This window comes from Streptomyces sp. NPDC046939, assembly GCF_040644575.1.
Taxonomy (GTDB): domain Bacteria; phylum Actinomycetota; class Actinomycetes; order Streptomycetales; family Streptomycetaceae; genus Streptomyces.
Genome location: NZ_JBEYWV010000022.1, coordinates 91,397 through 110,560, shown reverse-complemented (window position 1 = coordinate 110,560; position 19,164 = coordinate 91,397). Strand labels below are relative to the sequence as shown.

Genomic DNA, 19,164 nt, shown 5'->3' with positions numbered 1-19,164 from the left:
CGGTTCCAGCCGGGAATCGAGCACTCGATCAGGGCTCCGGGACCGTGGCCTCGACGCGGTCTTCGCGTCTCTGCTCGGAGAAGTGTCCCGCCCGCTCACGCCTGGAGGGACCGGCGAGCAGTGCGAACACCAGGACCGCGCCGAGGGCGCAAACGCCCGCCACCCACCACAGGGCGATGTGCCAGGCGCTGGTGAAGTGGCCCGCGAGGGCGGCGTGTTCGGGGCCGTCGGGCAGGTTGCCGGACGCGATCTCCTTGGCCAGGGGCAGTGAGCCGACCCGGCTGTGGAGGAGGCTGACCAAGAGGGAGCCGAAGACGGCGAGGACCAGGGCCTCGGCGCCGCCCCGGACGGTGTTGAGGAAGCCCGCGGCCATGCCGGCCCGCTCCGGCTGGACCTGACTCATGGCCTGCCCGTCGGTGATGCCGAAGGAGACGCCCATCCCTACGCCGACCATGACCAGCGGGCCGAACAGGCGGCCCGCGCCAATTCCGGGCTCCAGGACTGTTAGCCAGCCGCTGCCCGCCGCGATCAGCAACAGCGCGAGCGCCATCAGCACCCGTGGTGGAAAGCCCCGGGTGATCAGCCAACCACCGAACTGCGGCGCGATCAGCACCGGCACCGTCATCAGCAGCATGGTCACACCCGCTTCGGTCGCCGAGGCACCGCTCGCGCCCTGGAAGTACGTCGGCAAGAACGTCAGCGTGCCGACGAAGCCGACCGAGGTGATCAGGGTGCTGACGCACCAGGCGGTGTAGCGCCGGTTCTTGATCAACGTCAGGTCCAGGACCGGGTGGTCGCTGCGCCGCTCCACCTGAGTGAATGCCCCGAGCAGAGCGACGCCGAGCAGCAGGCTGGTCACGATGAGCGGATGGCCCCAGCCGCTCTCCGGGCCCTGGACCAGGCCCACCATCACCAGGGCCAGGCCCAGTACGAAGGTGATCACGCCGGGCACGTCGACCTGCGGCCGCCGGTCGGCCCGTGACTCGGCGATCCGCACCGAGCCCAGCAGGACGAGGGCGAGGACCACCACGTAGAACAGGAAGCTGGCACGCCAGCCGAGGCTGCCGACCAACCATCCCGAGAGCGTGGGACCGAAAGCGATGCCGACGCCGACCACGGTGCCCATCGCCGCGAACGCCCGGGTACGCGCCGCCCCGTCGAAGGTGGTCGCGAGGATGGCGCCCGCACTGGCCAGCACTCCGGCCGCGCCGACACCCGCGACGGCCCGCGCCGCATCCAGCAGCAGGATGTACGGGGCCAGCGCGCTGACCAAGGACCCCGAGGCGAACAGGCCACCGCCGAGGACAAAGACCCGGCGCCGCCCGAACAGGTCGGCCAGCGAACCCGCCACCAGCGTCACCGCCGCGAACAGGAGGTTGTAGACGTTGACCACCCACATCAGCGGGGCACCGGAGGTGTCCAGATCCTTACCGATGTCGGGAAGCGCGACCGCCGCTCCAGAGATGGACATGGGTACGACGAGCACACCGAGCAGCACGACGGCGAGCGTCATGCCGGGGCTAGCCCCCGGCGGAGGGGAATTCGTGTCGGCTGCGCTCATCGTGGGCCCTTTCCGTACGGGACAACGGGACTACGGGGACGGCGACGAACGTAGAACGTCAAGTTCGGTTGAGGTCCAGTCACAGCTAGGTGCTGACGGCCGCCGCCAGCCATCTGCCTGGCGAGGCTGGGTGTGTCGCACCCAGGCAGCACGCGCCCTGGTGGCCCTTCGCTGACCTGCGCAGACTCGGTCGGGCATCACACCTGTGCTCCACCGACGAAGGGAAACCTCATGGCAAGCGATACGCGTGGCGGCCGCGACACCGAGGGCATCGGGGACATCCAGAACGCCGACGTCGTCGGCATGTGGGTCACCGCCGACGGCTACATCCGTCAGGAGCTCTTGCCCGACGGGCGCTACGACGAGGCGCGCGGGGAGCGGCGCAGCGCGTACACAGGTCGGTACACGGTCCGCGGCAACCATCTCGACTACGTCGACGACACCGGCTTCACCGCCACGGGCGACATCCGGGACGGCGTCCTTTACCACGAACACCTCGTGCTGTACCGCGACGACCACCGGCCGGAGAGGCGTTCGTGAGGGCGCACTGGCGACCGCGCCGTACCGAGCTCGAGCGTGTTCTGCAGAGGAAGGCGCCGCTGCGGAACGGACTGAATCGACCGACCAGCCCCGCCAAATCCGGTCGACGTGGATCTGCACGGTAGTTGATCATGTGCACATGCCCCTGCAAGAGACCCTGGCCCAGGTCGACGCGGACCTGACCGCCGGCCGAACTCCCCTCGCCCGCCAACGACTGCGCGGTCTCGTCTCGTCCTTCCCGCACGACCTGTCGCTCCGTCGTCGGCTGGCTGAGGTGTACCGGCTCTACGGTGACGCCGCCGAGGCAGGGCGCTGGATGTATCTCGAAGAGGACCGTGCGGCCGATGAGACCGCCGCGTTCGAGGCACGGTACCGGCCCTCCGGGCGACGGATGACGGCCCTCGCCTGGCGCGGCCGGGAGGCGGACGCGGCCACTTTCTTCGCGCGGGAGCAACTCGCCGCCGTACGGGACGCCTGCGCCGAGGAGTTGGGGCGCCCCGTCGACTGGGACGACCCCGCCTCCTACCAGGGCAATCCAGCGGGGCAGGACGATGTCTCCGAGCGGTGGACGGTCGGCGGTGTGCTGGCGGGCGTCGGTTGTCTGGTGCTGGTGGTTCTGTTCCTGGTGGTCTGGGTGATCGGGCTGGTTTCCCTCTTCGACTGACTCGTCGCGCCGGACGCGCTCCGGAATCGTTCCAGAAGCGCTCCGAAATTGCTCCGGCATCACCCCACATCACTCGCTTCGAAACCTCTGAGTCGTCGCAGGGCGAGCGACCGTGCCCCACCCCGCGACGCCCTCACTACCGAACGTCCCTCTTCGAGACGCTCAAGTAGACGACCAACCCACAGATGGCCACCGCCCACGACAACGTGACCGGCCCGAGCCCCAGCGCGAGAGCCCCGCGGGCGGAGGGAAGAGCCATCCAGTCGGCGAGGGAGGCGCCCAGCGGCCTGGTGATGACGTAGGCGCTCCAGAACGCTGCCACCGCGCCAAGCACACCAACCCGCCGAAGGAGTGCGGGAACGCAGATCGCGAGGGCGAACAAGGCGCTGGACCCCAGGTAGCCGAGCCCCATGGACGCGGTCATGTCCCCGGTCGCGGTGCCGAGGGCGAACGTGGCGAGGACGGCCGCCCAGTAGAAGAGTTCCCTGCGCCGGGTGCGGACGGTGTGGACAGCCAGGGTCCGCTCGCTCGCGTACCAGAGTGCGAAGACAGCGGCCAGGGCGCCCAGGAACAGCGGGGCCGAGACGTCGTAGGGCACGCCGAGCAGGACGTGCAGCACGTCGGCGGCCATCGTGCCGAAGACACTGACCATGACGACCGCCGTCCAGTAGAGCCACGGCACGTAACGCCTCGCGGTGAACTGAAGCGTCAGGGCGACGGCCAGCCCGAGCCCGCCGAGCGCTACCGCGAGGACCGGGTCGAGGGTCTTGGCCAGGAGGTCGGACGCCGTCTCCCCCATGCCGGTGGTCAGCACCTTGATGATCCAGAAGTACGCCGTCACCTCCGGCACCTTGTTCGCCATGCGGCGGGCGTGGGCGGCGGCAGAGGAAGGATCGTCCCGGTGGTTGAGGACGTGCTGTGCGCTCATGACCCGCACCCTGGCACGGCAGCCGGTGCGTGCCCCCAACCGTTTTGCGAGGCCTTTGCGGGCTGTGGTGCAGGTGTTTCCAACAACCCACCGCCTTCACGCCGTTCAGGGCAGCTCGGAAGCCTGCGTGATGCGCCGGACCCCGTAGTAGTCGGCGATGCACGACGCGGGCCACGTCGCCCTGCCGCCGTGGCGGAACGGCTCGGTCATCTCGCTCAAGGGCAGCCGTTTGTACGGCAGGACCTGTACGCCGGCGGCCGCCTGACTGTGCATCCAGCGGTTCTGCCGGTCGAAGTCGTGCGCACGTGTGACCATCCGGGATTCGAGTCCCGCGAGTGACATCGCGAGGGCGGCGCACACCACCGTGTACGTCACGGCGCTGGCGGCCAGGGCCGGTCCTGCGTACCGGAGACGGCCGCGCAGCATGCGGCCGGCGAGGAAGCCCAGGTGGGTGAGGAGCAGGACGTAGAGCAGCAGGTAGTCGTTCCACAGCCGCGTCGAGGTCACCACTTCCTGCTTGAAGACCGGATAGGTGATGACCGTGCACGCGTAACCGGAGACCAGGAAGGCGCACACACCCGCTGCCACGACCAGGCCGTCCTTCCTCCCGATGCCCGATCCATCCGGTGCGCCCAGTCCACCCGTCCCCCGCCCGGAGCCACGCGCCAGCACACCAAGCACGACACCCGCCGCGACCGCCCCCAGATACGGCCATGTGGTGAGCAGCGCGTGCAGGATCTCCCGGAAGCCGCGCAGGGACGCGAGCAGCGAGTCGGAGTCGAACATCGTCGAGGAGTGCTTCCGCGTCCGGCGGTTCAACGACCCCGGTGACGTGTACAGGATCCACGTGCCGAGCAGGACGCCGACGATCCCGGCGGAGCAGCAGCATCGAAGGAACCGGCGGCGCGCCTCCGGGAAGAGGGGGGCGCTCACCAGCAGCGCGCACGCCAGGACGGTCGACACGACGACGCTGGTTTCTTCTGAGAGAAGACCCAGTGCCATCCCCACAAGGGCGGTCACGAGCAGGGCAAGCATCTTCGCGCGCCGCGACGCCGCCCGCAGTACGGGGACGGCCGCGGCGCAGGCGAACACCGGGGGCAGCGTGTGGGACACCGAGGCGGCCGGCCAGTAGAACGTCTTGTACGTGTTGGGTGAGCCGAGGAGGAACAGGGCCGACGTCATGGAGGCCGCCAGGAGGGGCACACCCCGGGGCACCGTGAGCCGCGCGGCGCGGAGGACGGCGAGGGCGAAGGCCCAGAGGAGTACGAGCATGAGCGCGCCGCTGACGGGGGCGAACCACTGTTGCCCCGGGTCGCCGAAGCGCGCGTAGGCCCAGACCAGCACGGCGTTGGTGACGCGTCCGTTGTCGAGGAAGTAGAACTTGTGCACCATCGCGGGGAGTCCGCCGTCCCGGACCACCGGCAGGAAGCACCAGTCGTCGCCGCCGGGGCGTACGAAGCGGGCGTTGGCGCCCGCGAAGGCGAGCACGCCGAGCGGCAAGAGGCAGAGCAGCCCAGCCCAGGCTCCCGTCCAGGCACCCGCCCATGACCTCCCCGAAGCCCTCGCCCATCCCCCGGCCCGGCTCGTCCGACCCACCGTCGGCGTCGGCCGGACGTCGCCGTCGCTCTCGCCGGTTCGGACCTCAACAGATGACTGCGGCGCCTGGACCACAGGCCGCCCCCTTCGCTCAGCCGGTAGCGGCATTGTTTGCCGATGTCCTCGGTTTCATCACGCCGGAGCGTTTCCTCTCCAGCGGGCGCGCAGAGGTCACACCAACCCGGACCGTTTTCTTACCTTCGTCTTGACGAGCCGCGCCATGATGACGCTCGCGGCCGGGAAATGGCCGCACTCGCACCGGCTGAGGTGACCGATGGAAGCGTGTGAGATCTCCGTTGTCGTGCCGTGTTTCAACGAGGAGGAGGTGATCAATACATTTCACAGCGCGTTGATGTCGGTCCTGGATTCCACCCGACGGACTTTCGAGGTCTGTTACGTGGACGACGGCAGCGGCGATGCGACCCGCACGCGCCTTCGCTCTTTCGCCGCAGCGGACCCCCGTGTTCGCTATACGTCATTCAGTCGCAATTTCGGCAAGGAGGCGGCCATGCTCGCCGGGCTGCGCATGGCGCAGGGCGATGCCGTGGCCCTCATGGACGCCGATCTCCAGCATCCGCCCGGTCTGCTGCACCGCATGCTGGAACTGCGCGCGCACGGCTACGACCAGGTCGTGGCCCGCCGGGACCGGTCGGGCGAGGGAATGCTGCGCAGGACGCTCAGCAGCGCCTACTACCGGGCCGTCGGGCGCTGCATGGACGTCGATGTCGTCGACGGCGAGGGGGACTTCAGGCTGCTGTCGCGCCGGGCGGTGGACGCGGTCCTCGCGCTGCCGGAGGCCAACCGGTTCTCGAAGGGGATCTTCTCCTGGATCGGTTTCGACACCACCAGCTTCACCTATCACAATGTCGACCGTGCCGCGGGGCGCTCCAAATGGGGTGGTCGGCACCTTCTCAACTACGGCATCGACGGCCTCATCTCGTTCAACAGCCGCCCTCTGCGCCTGGTCATCTACGCCGGGATCGCCCTGGCCTGCGCGGCTTTCGCGTACGCGCTGTGGATCGCCGGGGACGTGGTCCTGCACGGCGTGGAGGTGCCTGGTTTCGCCACCCTGTTGATCGCCATTGTCGCGCTGGGCGGAATTCAGCTCGCCACGCTCGGTGTCATCGGCGAATACGTGGGCCGCATCTACGGAGAGGCGAAACGCCGTCCGCTCTACGTGGTACGCGAAACCGATGCATATCCACTCGGGAACCACATCGACTCCGCAGCCGCCGTCGACGGGCCGTCGGCCGTACGGACGTCCGCACCGCTCCCGTCAATCAATCGGCCGTCCGACAAAGTCCGTACCGTACGGCAGTTCTTGACGTTCGTCATGATCGGCGTCCTCAACACAGCCGTGTACCTGACGCTGTACGCCTGGCTCAATCAGCGGATTCCGTATCTGATCGCGCATGTCGTCGCCTTCGCGGTCAGTCTCGTCGGGTCGTTCCTCCTGAACAGCTATCTCACTTGCCGCACACAGCCGACCTGGCAGGCGTTTCTCCGCTTTCCGCTTTCCGGTCTCGTCACCATGACGGCCAGCGGTGTGCTGCTCTTCTTCGGCGTCCACTTTCTCGGGACGGGGAAGAACGTGACGGCTCTGGGCGCGGGCGTTCTCGCCACGCCCCTTTCCTTCCTGGTCGCCCGCTGGGCCATCGACTCCGGTACCGCGCGCTCCCGTCGCCACGACACCAACTGGATGCTCGTGCCCAGTGACCCCGGTCCGCTGGAGAGCGACCGCCACCACGAGCCGCAGAGCTCATGACGGCGCCACAGCGGGCGGGAGGCCCCGGTGATGACGAGGCGTCCGGCGCTCTGGCGCGTCCGGCGACACGCAGACATGTGCTCGCGGGGGGCCTCGGCGCGCTCGGTGCCGCCGTGCTCGTCTCATGCGGACCCGGGCGTCCCACTGCCCGAGTGACGCCCGTGCGGGCCGAGGACCCACGGGCGACCAACGCCTTCGCCCCCGCCGGTCGCAGCCTGCTCCTTCAAGTCATCGCCCACCCCGACGACGACCTGTTCTTCATGAACCCCGACTGCCTGCAACTCCTCGCCGCAGGGGTGCCGGTGGTCACCGTCGTGGTCACGGCCGGGGAGGCCGCGGGCCGCAACCGGGCGGCTCATGAGCCGCTGCCGGGGACGTCCGACAAGCCGGGGTACTCCGGCGCCCGCCAGCAAGGCATGCGCCAGGCCTACGCCGAGATGCTGGGCCGCGACCCCTTCACCACCTGGGAGCGCACGGTCCTCGCCCTGCCGCACGGCATCGCGGCGGAGACCGACAGCCTCGCGACGGGCGGCGGCCGGGCCCAGCTCGTCTTCCTCAACATCGCGATGCGGGGCGCCCACGGCACACGCCTGCCCGCGCTGTGGGAGATACCCGGCACCGTCATGCGTACCTTGCGGGCCACCGACTCCCCCGTGCCGCACACGTACACCTACGACCACCAAGCCCTGGTCGACGTCCTCGCCTGGCTCATGGCCCGGCTGCGGCCCACCGTCATCCACACCATGGACCCCGACCCCGACTACCAGGTGCACGACGCGGCCCAGCCGAAGGGCAGCGACCAGCCGCACTTCTCCGATCACCGGGACCACACCCCGACGGCCCTGTTCACCTGGAAGGCGATCGCGCAGTGGGTGGCCGACTCCGACCGTCGCGAGGGACCCACCCCGCGCTTCACCACCACCTCCTACCGCGGCTACTACAACCAGCGCTGGCCCCACAACCTCCCGCCCGCCGTGCTGGCACGGAAGGTCCACTACATCGCCGCCTACGGAGGCGCCCCGAACTGGCCCTGCGAGGACCCGGCCGGCTGCGGCGACTACAGCCAGGGCGGCACCCACGCCCTCACCAGCCGCAAAGGCTGGGCGCGCAGCACCCACCCCCGCTACCCGGGCCCGTCCCCCGCACCGCTCGTCGACCGCTCGGGCAGGACCGTCGCCTACGGGGTGCTCGGCACCAAAGCCGTCCGGTGGCGTGAGACCAGGCCCGGCAGCGGGCGTTTCGGCGCCCCGGACGACCTCGGCGGCGGACCGCTCGCCCCCGCCCTGTCCGCGGTGACCGACGCGGCCGCCCGGCATCTCCTCTTCGGCCTGCGCTTCTCCGCCCTGGACGGCCAGGGCCGCGCCGACACGCGGGAGGTCGTCGTCCTGGAGCAGCGCGGACCGGACGGCCGCTTCGCCGCCTGGCGAGGGCTCGGCGCCCCTGAGCGCGACGCCGTCAGGGGGCGGCACGTGGGCTGCCCCGTCGCCGTGGCCACACCGGACCACCGCGTCCACGTCTTCGCCCGTACCGCGGCCCAGGGCCTGGCCACGCGCATACGCGACACCTCCGGGCGCTGGGGCCCCTGGCTGCACCTCGGCGGCGGGCAGGTCCAGGACGGACTCACCGTCCTCCTCGACGGGGCAGAACGCATCCACGTGTACGCGGCAGGTCATGATGCGGTGCACCACTGGGCGCAGAGCCGTCCCGGCGGGCCGGTCACCTTCCGCGCGCCGACCGGGCATCCGCCGCCCGACGGTCCGCCGTCCGCCGTGCTGCGACCCGACGGACACATCGACCTCGTCTACCGCGCTTCGGCCACCGCGACCCCGTACGCGTACGACGCCTCCGCCCGTCCGGCGGGCACCGCGCTCCCCCACTTCGCGGGCTACGGGGACATCACCGCGCGGACAGCCGTACCGCCCGGCGAGCGGCGTGCCGTCACCGTGCTCCTTGGCACTGCCGACGGAGGCCGGCCGCAGATCCAGTACGGGACGTCCCCGCACGACCGCCCGCTGCTCGATCCGGCCCATCCGCTCGCCGTGGGCTCACCGTCCCTCCTCGCGCCGCCCGGACAACCCGCGTCGGTCGTGGGCATGGCGCCCGACGCCACGCCGTGGATCTGGCGTCCGCAGCTCGCGCCCCGCGCCTGAGACCGACCGCCCAGCCTCCCCCCTAGGAGAACCCATCATCGAACAAGCCAACGCGACAGGCGGGTTCAGTGTCGTCGTCACCGCCGTCGACGCACAGGGCTTCCTCCGCGCGTGCCTCGACAGTGCCCTGAACGGTTCCCCCGGGGTGGGCGCCGTCGAAGTCGTCGTCGTCGACAACGGCTCGACGGATCTCACCGGGGCCATCCTCGACGAGTACGTGGAGCGTGACGAGCGCGTGCGGGCGGTGCGGCTCCCCCATAGGCGGCCGGCCGGTGCCGCGCGAGCGGTCGGTGCGCTGCTGACCGGCGGCGCGTACCTGCTGTTCATCGAGGGACACGACACGCTCGCGCCGGACGCGCTCACCGTGCTGGCCCGCCGCGCCGAGGAGACCGGCAACCCCGATGTGATCGCCTTCGACCACGCCGACGTGGCCTGGAACCAGCGGATCACCGCCGGGAAGGACGAGCGGCTGCTGTGCACCCCCGACCGTGCGGCCTTCGCCCTCGCGGACCGCCCCCGCACCCTGCACCTGACGCCGACCCTCGCCAATCGGGCCCTGCGCGCCGACTTCTACGCCGCGCACCGGGAGTTGTTCGGCCAGGACGCCTGCACCGAGGTCCTTCCCGCGCTCGGCTCACTGCTCGCCGCCGAACGGATCGCCGTCACCGACGCGGTGCTGCTGACCCGCACCCGGCACGAGCCACCACCGGTCGCGGACACGTACTTCAACCTCTTCCCGCAGTACGAGGAGGTGTGGCGGCTGCTCGCCTCGGGGCCGCCGAGGACCGAGGAGGCCCGCATCGTCTTCAGCGGGATGGTGCGCCGCTACCTGAAGGTCCTCGCCCTGCCGGGGACGCCGGCGGCGGAGCAGGCGGCCTTCCTCCGGCGGGCCGGCGCACACTTCGCGCGCTACAAGCCCGCCGGTTACCAGCGCCCCGCCGGTCTCAACGGTGTGCGCCACGCCCTGCTCGAACGCGGCTCGTACGCGGGCTACCGGGCCTCACAGGTGGCCAACCGCAGACGCCGGGACGTGCGCACGCTCGCCGCCACCGCGAAACGGAAGGGCGCCGAGGCGGCGCGGGAGGGTCTGTACCGCGAACAGTTGCACCGCCCGCTCGACGAGCACCTCGCCGTGTTCTCGGCGTACTGGGACCGGGGTGTCCTGTGCAGCCCCGCCGCGATCTCCGCGCGCCTCGGTGAACTCGCGCCGTCGATACGGCAGGTGTGGGTGGTCCGGCGTGAGCACATGCCGCTGGTTCCGCCGGGCACCGATTGCGTGGCGCCCGGCTCCCGTAGGTGGGCGAGTGTGCTGGCACGCGCGAAGTACCTGGTCAACAACGTCAACTACCCCGACTCGGTGGTCAAGCGGCCCGGCCAGATCCATCTGCAGACCCATCACGGCACCCCGCTGAAGCGCATGGGCGTCGACCAGGCGCCCTTTCCGGCCACCTCACGCGGCGTGGACTACGAGGCGCTGCTCCAGCGGTGCGCCCGCTGGGACTACAGCGTCTCCGCCAACCGGCACTCCACCGAGGTCTGGACGCGGGCCTACCCCGTACCGTTCACCTCGCTCGACTACGGCTATCCGCGCAACGACCTCTACTACACCGCGGGAGCTGAGGACGTCCTGCGCGTCCGCGAGCGCCTGGGCATAGCACCGGGCAGGAAGGCGCTGCTCTACGCGCCGACGCACCGGGACTACGAGTCCGCCTGGACCCCGCGCCTCGACCTGCGACGGCTGGCGGGCGCCCTGGGCGAGGAGTTCCTGCTGCTGGTGCGCGGCCACTACTTCTACGACCGCGGCCCCTCGCCGCTCACGGAGCTGCACCGGGAGGGGAGAATCGTCGACGTGTCCCGCTACGACTCCGTGGAGGAGCTGGGCCTGGCGTCGGACGCGCTCATCACCGACTACTCCTCGGTCATGTTCGACTTCGCCAACCTCGACCGCCCGATCGTCCTCCACGTCGACGACTGGGAGACCTACGCGGTCACCCGCGGCGTCTACTTCGACCTCCCCCGCGAGGCCCCCGGCGCCGTCGCCTCGTCCCAGGACGCGATCGAGCGGCTCTTCGAGGACGGCTCCTGGAACGGTGCGGAAGCGGCGCTGCGGCGCGCCGCGTTCCGGCGCCGGTTCTGCGAGTTCGACGACGGACACGCCGCCGAGCGGGTCGTGCGCCACGTCTTCCTCGGACAGCCGGGCGTCCCCCCGATCACCCCGCTCGACCGGCGCACGCCCGCCCCGGACCCTGAACGGGCCGCCGCCCTCGTCCACAGCTCCCCACCGGAGGATCCATGTCCGGGGCTGCCCCCGACGTCACCGTCATCGTGATCGGCTACAACGACGCCGAGCGGCTGCGGCGCGCCGTCCAGTCCTGCCGCGACCAGACCTTGCGCACCATCGAGATCATCGTCTGCGACGACCACTCCACCGACGACACCCCGCAGGTCGCACGGCAGTTGGCGGCGCAGGACGCCCGTATCCGCTGTCACAGGCTGCCGCGCAACAGCGGCGGCTGCTCCGCCCCGCGCAACGCCGGACTGGAGCGGGCCCGGGCGCCGTACGTGATGTTCCTCGACAGCGACGACGTGCTGCCCGCCCGGGCCTGCGAGATCCTCCTGGACGCGCTGCGCGCCGACGACGAGGCCGACTTCGCGATGGGGGCCACCGAGCGGGTCCGCACCGACACCGGCTCGCGCACGCTCTGGCACCCGCACCTGTTCGGCCACCGGCGCACCGTGCGCGGCGTCCGGGAGGAACCGGGCGTGCTCTTCGACCATCTGTCGACCAACAAGATGTACCGTAAGGCGTTCATCGACCGGCACACGCTGCGCTTCCCCGTCGGCCTCCACTACGAGGACCAGCTGTTCTCGGCGCAGGCGTACTGCCTGGCCCGCGCCTTCACCGTCGTCCCCGACCCGGTCTACCGCTGGCACATCGCACCGTACGAGGCCGCCGGCGCGCGGTCCCTCTCCAACCAGCGCCACCGCATCGAGAACGTCCGCGACCGGATCGCCGTCGCCCGGCGCGTCGACGCCTTCCTGCGCGACAGCGGCCATGAAGACATCGCCGTCGACAAGGACTTCAAGTTCCTCAAGCACGACCTGCGGATGTACCTGGGCGACCTCCCCTACCGGCCGACGGAGTGGATCGAGGAGTTCGGCGCCGAGATCACGCCCTATCTCGCCACGCTCGCCCCGCAGGCGTTCCAGCGCCTGCCACGCGACCAGCGCGTCGTCGTCCAGCTCGTGCGCGACGGACGGTACGAGGAGGCCCGGCTCGCCGCGCGCGGTCTGGGCCGTCAGGTCGGCCCGCGCGAGGTGACATGGGGCTCCGACGGGCGTGTCCACTGGGGGCCGGTCCGCCCCGCCGGTCCGGACGCGGCCCGTGAACTGGACCTCACTGATCTCGGCCTGCGCACCCGGCCGTTCCGCACGGCTCTGCTGCGGCACGAGATCACCCGCGTCGCCCCGGGCACGGGGTCCCGCGTCGTCCTGGACGTGCGCACCTACGACCCCGGGCTGCAGTTGCCGGTGGGACCGGTCGCGGCGACGGTGTGTCTCGCGCCGGGCAAGAAGCGCCTGCGCACCTCCTTCCGGCTGGGACCGGTCCGCCCCGGCCTCTTCGAGGGGACGGTCACCCTCGATCTCGCGGCGGTCCCGCTGCCGCAGCACGGGTTCGCCGGGCGGCGCCATCCGGTGCTCGTCCTGAACGAGCACGGACGTCACCACACCGGCATCCTGCTCGCCCCGCTGGACTTCCCCCCGTTCGAGAAGGAGCTCCTGCGCCGGCGGGGGCCGGGCGGGCACCTCGTCACCGTCGAGCCTGAGGGCCACGGCAGCGGCCGCCTGCAAATCACCTTCAGGCGCACCGGCCTGCTGGCGCGGACCGAACCCCATCTGACGAGGCTGCGCGCGCTCGCGCACCGCACCCCGTGACGACGCGACCGTGCCGGGCGCCCGCCACGCGCGCACCCGGCACGGTCCACGGCCTCAACCGCGCAACCGCCGCCGCAGCCTGCGGACGCGCCCTTCAGCGAGGCGGCCGAGACCGCGGGCGCTGTCGACCACCCGGAGTACGAGCGCCGACCCGGGCGCCACGTGCACCTGCACGAACAGCGGACGCCCCAGCCGTACGACGACCCGGCGGCGCGCCTGACCGGCCGCCGGGGCCCGCACACCGGCCGGCACGACCTCCCCGCCCGCGCACCGCACCTCCGCCGACAGGCTCCAGGCCGTCAGCTCCTTCGCGGCGGTCAGCTCGGTCATGCGCAGCGGCGCCTCGGCGCGCCAGCCGCCCTCCTCCGGCACCAGGGTCGCCTCGACCGCGTACTCGGGCAGTGCTCCGGACCGTTCGAGCAGAACGACCCGCACCGTCCGCGGTTCCAGGGCGGCGAGCCGGCCGTACAGGTCGTGGACGCGCAGGGCGAGCCGGGCGACCCGGCCCAGGGTGAGCCGGCCGTCCACGGCGATCGGCAGTTCGTGCGCCGCCAGTTGGTCGAGTCCGGCCAGCGGTACGGCGGCCGCGCCCGTGCCGAACGCCGGCGCGGACCCGGCCTCGCTGTACGGCGGGGCGAGACGGGGCGGCCGGGCCGCGAGCTCCACCAGCCTTCCCAGGTCGGCGGGCTCGTCCAGTGCCTCGATGACGCGGCTGAGCCACCGGTGCGGCACGCGCGCGGCGGCGTACCCGACGGCGTCGAAGGTGCCGAGATAGTCGGCGGTCAGCCGCCACCACTCGTGCTGGTACGCCCGCGTGCGCAGCGGGAGTTCCCTGGCGTACATGGGCACGTCGTGGTCGAGGAACTTGCCCTGCGCGGTCGCCGCCAGACCGCGGTGTCCCGCGCTGCGCAGCACCTCGACCGCCTGGCGGTGCGCCGCGATCCGCTCCTGCCAGTTGGCGATCGTGGCGCGGCGCAGCGAGACGGACAGGTCCGCGGCCTGCCTGCGGACGTACCAGATGTAGACGAGGCGCTCCACGACCGCGAGGCGGGGCTCGGCGGCGTAGAGACGGGCGGTGAAGACGAAGTCCTCGTACGGGAAGGCGCCCTCGGGGAAGCGGATGCGGCGCCGCGTGAGGAAGTCCCGGCGGTAGAGCTTGTTCACCGCCAGGGTGTCCCAGAGCAGTTCCGGCCGCTGCCCGATGCCCTCGACGACCCGACCGGGCAGGTCGGCGCCCGCGGACCGGTCGAAGAGCTGCGGCTGCCACACCGTCGTCCGTCCGTCGGGCAGCTCCCGGCGCAGGCAGCGGCCGGCCACGACGTCGGCGCGGTGCGCGGCCGCCGCCACGAGCAGCGCGTCGACGGCGCCGGGCGCGAGCGCGTCGTCGCTGTCGAGGAACATCACGTACTCGGCGCGCGCGGCGGCGAGCCCGTCGTTGCGCGGGGTTCCGCAGCCGCCGCTGTTGTGCTCCCTGGTCACCACGCGCACCCGGCTGTCGGCCGCGAGGACGCGCAGCGTGTCCGGGGTCGTGTCGGCCGACGCGTCGTCGACGACCACGACCTCGGCCACCGACTCTCCTTGGGCCAGCGCGGAACGCACCGCGTGCGCGACGCACCCGGCGTCGTTGTGGACGATCACCACGACGCTGACGCGTCCGGGTGCGAAGGGGTCTGCGTGCTTCATGGGGGTCCCGGGGTCTGGGGGGTGAACGCGACAGAACCCGGTCCAAGGTGGTGACGCAGGGTAAGAGCACGGCAGAAGCGAGGCCAGAGCACGGTACGAAGACGGGCCGCCCGCTCAGCGTCCGAGGACGGGCCGGGAGCGGGGCGAGGCCGCCTGGGCGGTGTGCCGCTGCTTCGCGGCCGGTGCGGTGTCCTGCGGGAAGGTCAGCTGCCTGCCCATCCACTCGATGGCGGGGCCGATCTCGCGCCGCCACGTCGTGAAGTGGTGGCTGCCGCTGCCCAGGATGATCCGGGCCGACGTCATCGGCGGTTTCACGGCCCCGAGGAACCGCATCGTCGGCCCGTAGTCGCGCTCGCCGTGCCTGCTGCTCGCCACCAGGACCGCGACGCGCGGCACCGGCAGATGGCGCAGCCGCCACATCAGGTCGTGGCTCTGCTGCCGGCGGCGCGCCTGCGGGCCCGACCCGAAGAGGCTGCCGGTCGTCAGATCGTCCTTGATCTTGTAGTCGGCGGAGAGTGCGGCGGCCGCCGTGTACACCGTCGGGTTGCGCATGGCGAGCTGCAGCGCGCAGGAGCCGCCCGAGGAGTAGCCGAGGGCGCCCCACGCGCTGGGGTCGTGCCCGACGCGGTACGCCGACCTCATAGCGGCGGGCAGGTCCTTGGTGAAGAACGTCTCCGCCTTCGGTCCGCCCGGCACGTCCACGCACTCCGTGTCGCGGGGCGGTGCGATCGTCGGGCGCACCATGACGATGACCGTCGGCTGGAGCCTGCCGCCGCGCTCAAGACGGGCGGCGGTCTGCGGTACCTGGAGGTGCTGGCCGAGGTTGACGATGCCGCCGGGGTAGCCGCTGATCGCCACGATGACCGGGAACCGCTGGCGGTGGTACTGGCGCTGGAAGTACTGGGGCGGCAGATAGACGAACGCGGGGACGACGGCGCCCGAGCGGCGCCCGACGATCCGCACCGACTCGACCTGGCCCGCCCGCGCGGACGGCCCCGACGGCAGGCCCGTCACCCGGTCGAGGCCCTGCGGTCCCGCGGGCTCCACGAGCCCGCCGCGTACCCCGTACACACCGCCCGCGCCGCCGGACTGCGTGACGTGCCCGGGTGCCGTGGGGACGTGGCCGACCAGTTCGCCCCACGTGCCGTAGAAGTCGAAGTGGGCGTTGACCATGACCGCGCACGCCGTCAGGACCACGGCCTGCGTCACCGCGATGGCCCCGAGCCTGCCGAGCACGGCCCGTGGGCCGCGCCGGGCGAGCCGCGGCCACACCCACACCGTGAACCCCACGCACGCCAGCGCGGCAAGGACCGTCGCGCACTCCAGCGCCCGACTCGTCAAACCCATGTCTGCTCCACCTCTCGTCGGGGCCGGGCCACTGCCGCCAGAAGGCAGCTTTCCTCCGAGAAGAGGCACGGGACGCGCGACCGGTTACCTCCCCCGCGCGTTCTCACCGTTCCTTTCACCGGCTCTTACCCGGCTGGTGACCTGCGCGCCTACGCTCAGCGGCCGTGAAACCTCGCCCCGCCACCGTGGCCGGTCACACGTGCCTGTTCATCGGGCTCGTCGACATCGCGACGGCTGTCTCCCCGCACATGCGCGCCAGTCGCATCGAACGCGTCGCGCCCTACGTCCCCGGCCTCACCGAGGACGTGACGCGTGCCGCCACCCTCGTCGCGGGCGTCCTGCTCGTCCTGCTCGCCCGGGGACTGCGCCGCCGCAAACGACGCGCGTGGGAGGCCGCCGTCGTCCTCCTCGCCGTGAGCGCCCTGGTCCAGGGCGTACGCCACCACGCCTTCATCGCCGCGACGGTCTCCGCGCTGCTGTGCGCCGCCCTGGTCCTGCTGCGCGGTGAGTTCCACGCCGAGAGCGATCCGCGCGGCAGGGCGCGCGCGCTGGGCAACCTGCTGCTCCTCGGCACGGTCAGTGTCGGCCTCGGCCTGCTCATCGTCGGCGTACGCGCCGATCAGGAGGCCGGGCACGGCATCGCCTTCACCGACCGGCTCCAGCAGGTCCTCTACGGGCTCGTCGGGATGGCGGGTCCGCTGACGTACGACGACGACCGGATCGGCGACATCGTCGGCGCCTCCTTGCTCGCCCTCGGTCTGCTCACCGCCTCGACCACCGTCTACCTGGCGCTGCGCCCCGTCCGGCTCGCCGCCGACGACGACGGCACACGGCTGCGCGCGCTCCTCGCCCGGGAGGGCCGGCGCGACTCCCTCGGCTACTTCGCGCTCCGCGGCGACAAGTCCGTCCTGTACTCGGCGACCGGCAAGGCGGCTGTCGCCTACCGCGTCGTCTCCGGTGTCGCCCTCGCGGGCGGCGACCCGCTCGGCGATCCGGAGGCCTGGCCGGGCGCCATCAAGGACTTCCTCGAACAGTGCGCGCGGCACGCCTGGACCCCGGCCGTCATGGGGTGCAGCGAACTGGGCGCGCAGATCTGGCTCCGCGAGGGCGGCCTGCACGCCCTGGAGCTGGGGGACGAGGCGATCGTCGACTGCGCCGACTTCACCCTCGCGGGCCGCACCATGCGCAACGTGCGCCAGATGGTCCACCGCATCGAACGCAGCGGCTACACGTGCCGGGTCCAACGCGTACGCGAACTGAGCGACGAGCAGAAGCAGCAGCTCCGCAAGGCCGCCGCCGACTGGCGTGGAAGCGCCACCGAACGCGGCTTCTCCATGGCGCTCGGCCGGTTCGGCGACCCGGCCGACAGCGACTGCGTCGTCGTCACCGCCCACCAGACCGCCGCCGACGGCACCCAGCGGGTCCGGGCGCTGCTGCACTTCGTCCCCTGGGGCGAGGACGGCCTCTCCCTGGACCTCATGCGCCGCGACCGCACCGCCGACCCCGGGCTCAACGAACTCCTCATCGTCGCCGCGCTGCGCGCCGCCCCCGGCCTCGGCATCGCCCGCGTCTCCCTCAACTTCGCCGTCTTCCGCGCGGCCCTCGCCCGCGGCGAACGCATCGGCGCCGGGCCGGTCCTGCGCGGATGGCGCGCCCTGCTCGTCTTCCTCTCCCGCTGGTTCCAGATCGAGTCGCTGTACCGCTTCAACGCCAAGTTCCGACCCCGCTGGCAGCCCCGCTTCGTCGTCTACCCGGCCGCCCGCGACCTGCCCCGCATCGGCTGGGCCTGCCTCCAGGCCGAGGCGTTCGTGGTCCTGCCCAGGCCCGCCGAGCGGCTACGGCAATGGGCGCGGCGCCGCTTCCCGGGGGCCCGCGCCGAAGCGGCCGTCCCCGAGACCCCGGGCGCCGAGCAACTCTCACCGTAGTCTTGCCGTCCCTTGGTCCGACGCTTGCCCGACGCCGCCAGCATGGGAAGCGAACACCCGGCCACGGGCCGCCCCCGGCTCCGCGCCGCGCGTCGGCGGCGCGGCACGAGCCGACGGCCCCGTCCGGCACGGCTGATGCCCGCCCTGCCCCGGCTCATGAGCGGGCCGCCCCCGCTGCCGTGCCGGAGACGGTGTTCGCCCGTTGCCCGGGGCCGTGAGGACGGCCCCGGGCGACCGGCCGACCGGCAGACCCCCTGGTGAGAGGCTGGTAAGAAGCCCCCGGAACAGGCGCCGAACACTCGATTCGGCCAGGCCGCGGGGGCAGACTGGGAACGTGTCGCGACCAGCCCTGTCACCCGCCGCCCCCTCCCGCACGGTGCCCTCCGCCACGGTGCTGCTCGCCGAGGACGACCGTGCGATCCGCCACGCGCTCGCCCGCGCCCTGACCCTGGAGGGCTACGCCGTCACCGCCGTCGCCGACGGCATCGAGGCCCTGGCCGCCGCGCACCGCTCGACGCCCGACATCCTCGTCCTGGACGTGATGATGCCCGGCATCGACGGCCTCCAGGTGTGCCGGGTGCTGCGCGCCGAGGACAACCGCACGCCCATCCTGATGCTGACCGCGCTCGTGGAGACCCCCGACCGCATCGCCGGGCTCGACGCGGGCGCGGACGACTACGTGGCCAAGCCCTTCGACGTGGAGGAGGTCTTCGCCCGCCTGCGCGCCCTGCTGCGCCGCGCCGCCCCGCTGCCCGACGAACCCACGGACCAGCAGATCACCGCCGCCGACGTGCGCGTCGACCCGGCCGCACGGCGCGCCTGGCGCGGCAGCCGCGAACTCGCGCTCACCCGGACCGAGTTCGACCTCCTGGAACTCCTCGTCCGCAACAAGGGCATCGTCCTCGACCACGCCACCATCTACGACCGCATCTGGGGCTACGACTTCGGCCCCGGCTCCAAGAACCTCGCCGTCTACGTCGGCTACCTGCGCCGCAAGGTCGACGAACCGGACGGCGTCCCCCTCATCCACACGGTCAGAGGCGTGGGCTACGTGTTGCGGAAGGCCTGA

13 protein-coding genes are annotated in these 19,164 nt (G+C 71.9%); 8 read left to right on the top strand and 5 right to left on the bottom strand.

The window, feature by feature from the left end:
- Positions 1-28: 28 nt before the first annotated feature.
- Positions 29-1,561: an MFS transporter gene (locus tag ABZ877_RS24045; RefSeq protein WP_361074529.1), complete on the bottom strand. Its 1,533-nt coding sequence runs from the start codon at positions 1,559-1,561 to the stop codon at positions 29-31.
- A gap of 231 nt (positions 1,562-1,792) precedes the next feature.
- Here ABZ877_RS24045 and ABZ877_RS24040 point away from each other — a divergent pair, with 231 nt between their 5' ends.
- Positions 1,793-2,101 (top strand): Atu4866 domain-containing protein, encoded by a 309-nt coding sequence (locus tag ABZ877_RS24040; RefSeq protein WP_361074527.1) that lies wholly within the window; start codon positions 1,793-1,795, stop codon positions 2,099-2,101.
- A 139-nt stretch (positions 2,102-2,240) separates the two neighbouring features.
- Positions 2,241-2,765, top strand: a complete 525-nt coding sequence (locus ABZ877_RS24035; RefSeq protein WP_361074526.1) for a DUF6584 family protein — start codon at positions 2,241-2,243, stop codon at positions 2,763-2,765.
- A 136-nt stretch (positions 2,766-2,901) separates the two neighbouring features.
- Here the strand turns inward: ABZ877_RS24035 and ABZ877_RS24030 are convergent, their stop codons facing one another.
- Positions 2,902-3,693 carry a hypothetical protein gene (locus tag ABZ877_RS24030; protein ID WP_361074524.1) on the bottom strand — a complete coding sequence of 264 codons (792 nt, stop codon included), beginning with the start codon at positions 3,691-3,693 and terminating at the stop codon, positions 2,902-2,904.
- A 105-nt stretch (positions 3,694-3,798) separates the two neighbouring features.
- Positions 3,799-5,193 carry a DUF6056 family protein gene (locus tag ABZ877_RS24025; RefSeq protein ID WP_361074522.1) on the bottom strand — a complete coding sequence of 465 codons (1,395 nt, stop codon included), beginning with the start codon at positions 5,191-5,193 and terminating at the stop codon, positions 3,799-3,801.
- A 370-nt stretch (positions 5,194-5,563) separates the two neighbouring features.
- Here ABZ877_RS24025 and ABZ877_RS24020 point away from each other — a divergent pair, with 370 nt between their 5' ends.
- The 4 genes from ABZ877_RS24020 to ABZ877_RS24005 all read left to right on the top strand — a co-directional run bounded on the left by ABZ877_RS24020 (position 5,564) and on the right by ABZ877_RS24005 (position 13,140).
- A complete protein-coding gene (locus ABZ877_RS24020) occupies positions 5,564-7,054 on the top strand; it encodes a glycosyltransferase (RefSeq protein WP_361074521.1) in 1,491 nt (496 codons plus the stop codon).
- A 152-nt stretch (positions 7,055-7,206) separates the two neighbouring features.
- Positions 7,207-9,204: a PIG-L family deacetylase gene (locus tag ABZ877_RS24015; protein WP_361074519.1), complete on the top strand. Its 1,998-nt coding sequence runs from the start codon at positions 7,207-7,209 to the stop codon at positions 9,202-9,204.
- A gap of 34 nt (positions 9,205-9,238) precedes the next feature.
- Complete coding sequence (locus tag ABZ877_RS24010; protein WP_361074625.1) at positions 9,239-11,533, top strand: bifunctional glycosyltransferase family 2 protein/CDP-glycerol:glycerophosphate glycerophosphotransferase; 2,295 nt, start codon at positions 9,239-9,241, stop codon at positions 11,531-11,533.
- On the top strand, positions 11,497-13,140 hold the full coding sequence (locus ABZ877_RS24005) for a glycosyltransferase family 2 protein (protein WP_361074517.1): 1,644 nt from the start codon (positions 11,497-11,499) through the stop codon (positions 13,138-13,140). Before ABZ877_RS24010 ends, ABZ877_RS24005 begins: the two co-directional genes overlap by 37 nt.
- Positions 13,141-13,194: 54 nt before the next feature.
- On the opposite strand, the gene ABZ877_RS24000 is transcribed toward ABZ877_RS24005, so the two are convergent.
- Positions 13,195-14,823 (bottom strand): glycosyltransferase family 2 protein, encoded by a 1,629-nt coding sequence (locus ABZ877_RS24000; RefSeq protein ID WP_361074515.1) that lies wholly within the window; start codon positions 14,821-14,823, stop codon positions 13,195-13,197.
- 114 nt (positions 14,824-14,937) lie between these two features.
- Complete coding sequence (locus tag ABZ877_RS23995) at positions 14,938-16,170, bottom strand: alpha/beta hydrolase-fold protein (RefSeq protein WP_361074513.1); 1,233 nt, start codon at positions 16,168-16,170, stop codon at positions 14,938-14,940.
- 164 nt (positions 16,171-16,334) lie between these two features.
- Between ABZ877_RS23995 and ABZ877_RS23990 the strand changes: the two genes are divergently transcribed.
- Positions 16,335-18,095 (top strand): phosphatidylglycerol lysyltransferase domain-containing protein, encoded by a 1,761-nt coding sequence (locus ABZ877_RS23990; protein WP_361074512.1) that lies wholly within the window; start codon positions 16,335-16,337, stop codon positions 18,093-18,095.
- A gap of 376 nt (positions 18,096-18,471) precedes the next feature.
- Positions 18,472-19,164 carry a response regulator transcription factor gene (locus ABZ877_RS23985; protein WP_361074624.1) on the top strand — a complete coding sequence of 231 codons (693 nt, stop codon included), beginning with the start codon at positions 18,472-18,474 and terminating at the stop codon, positions 19,162-19,164.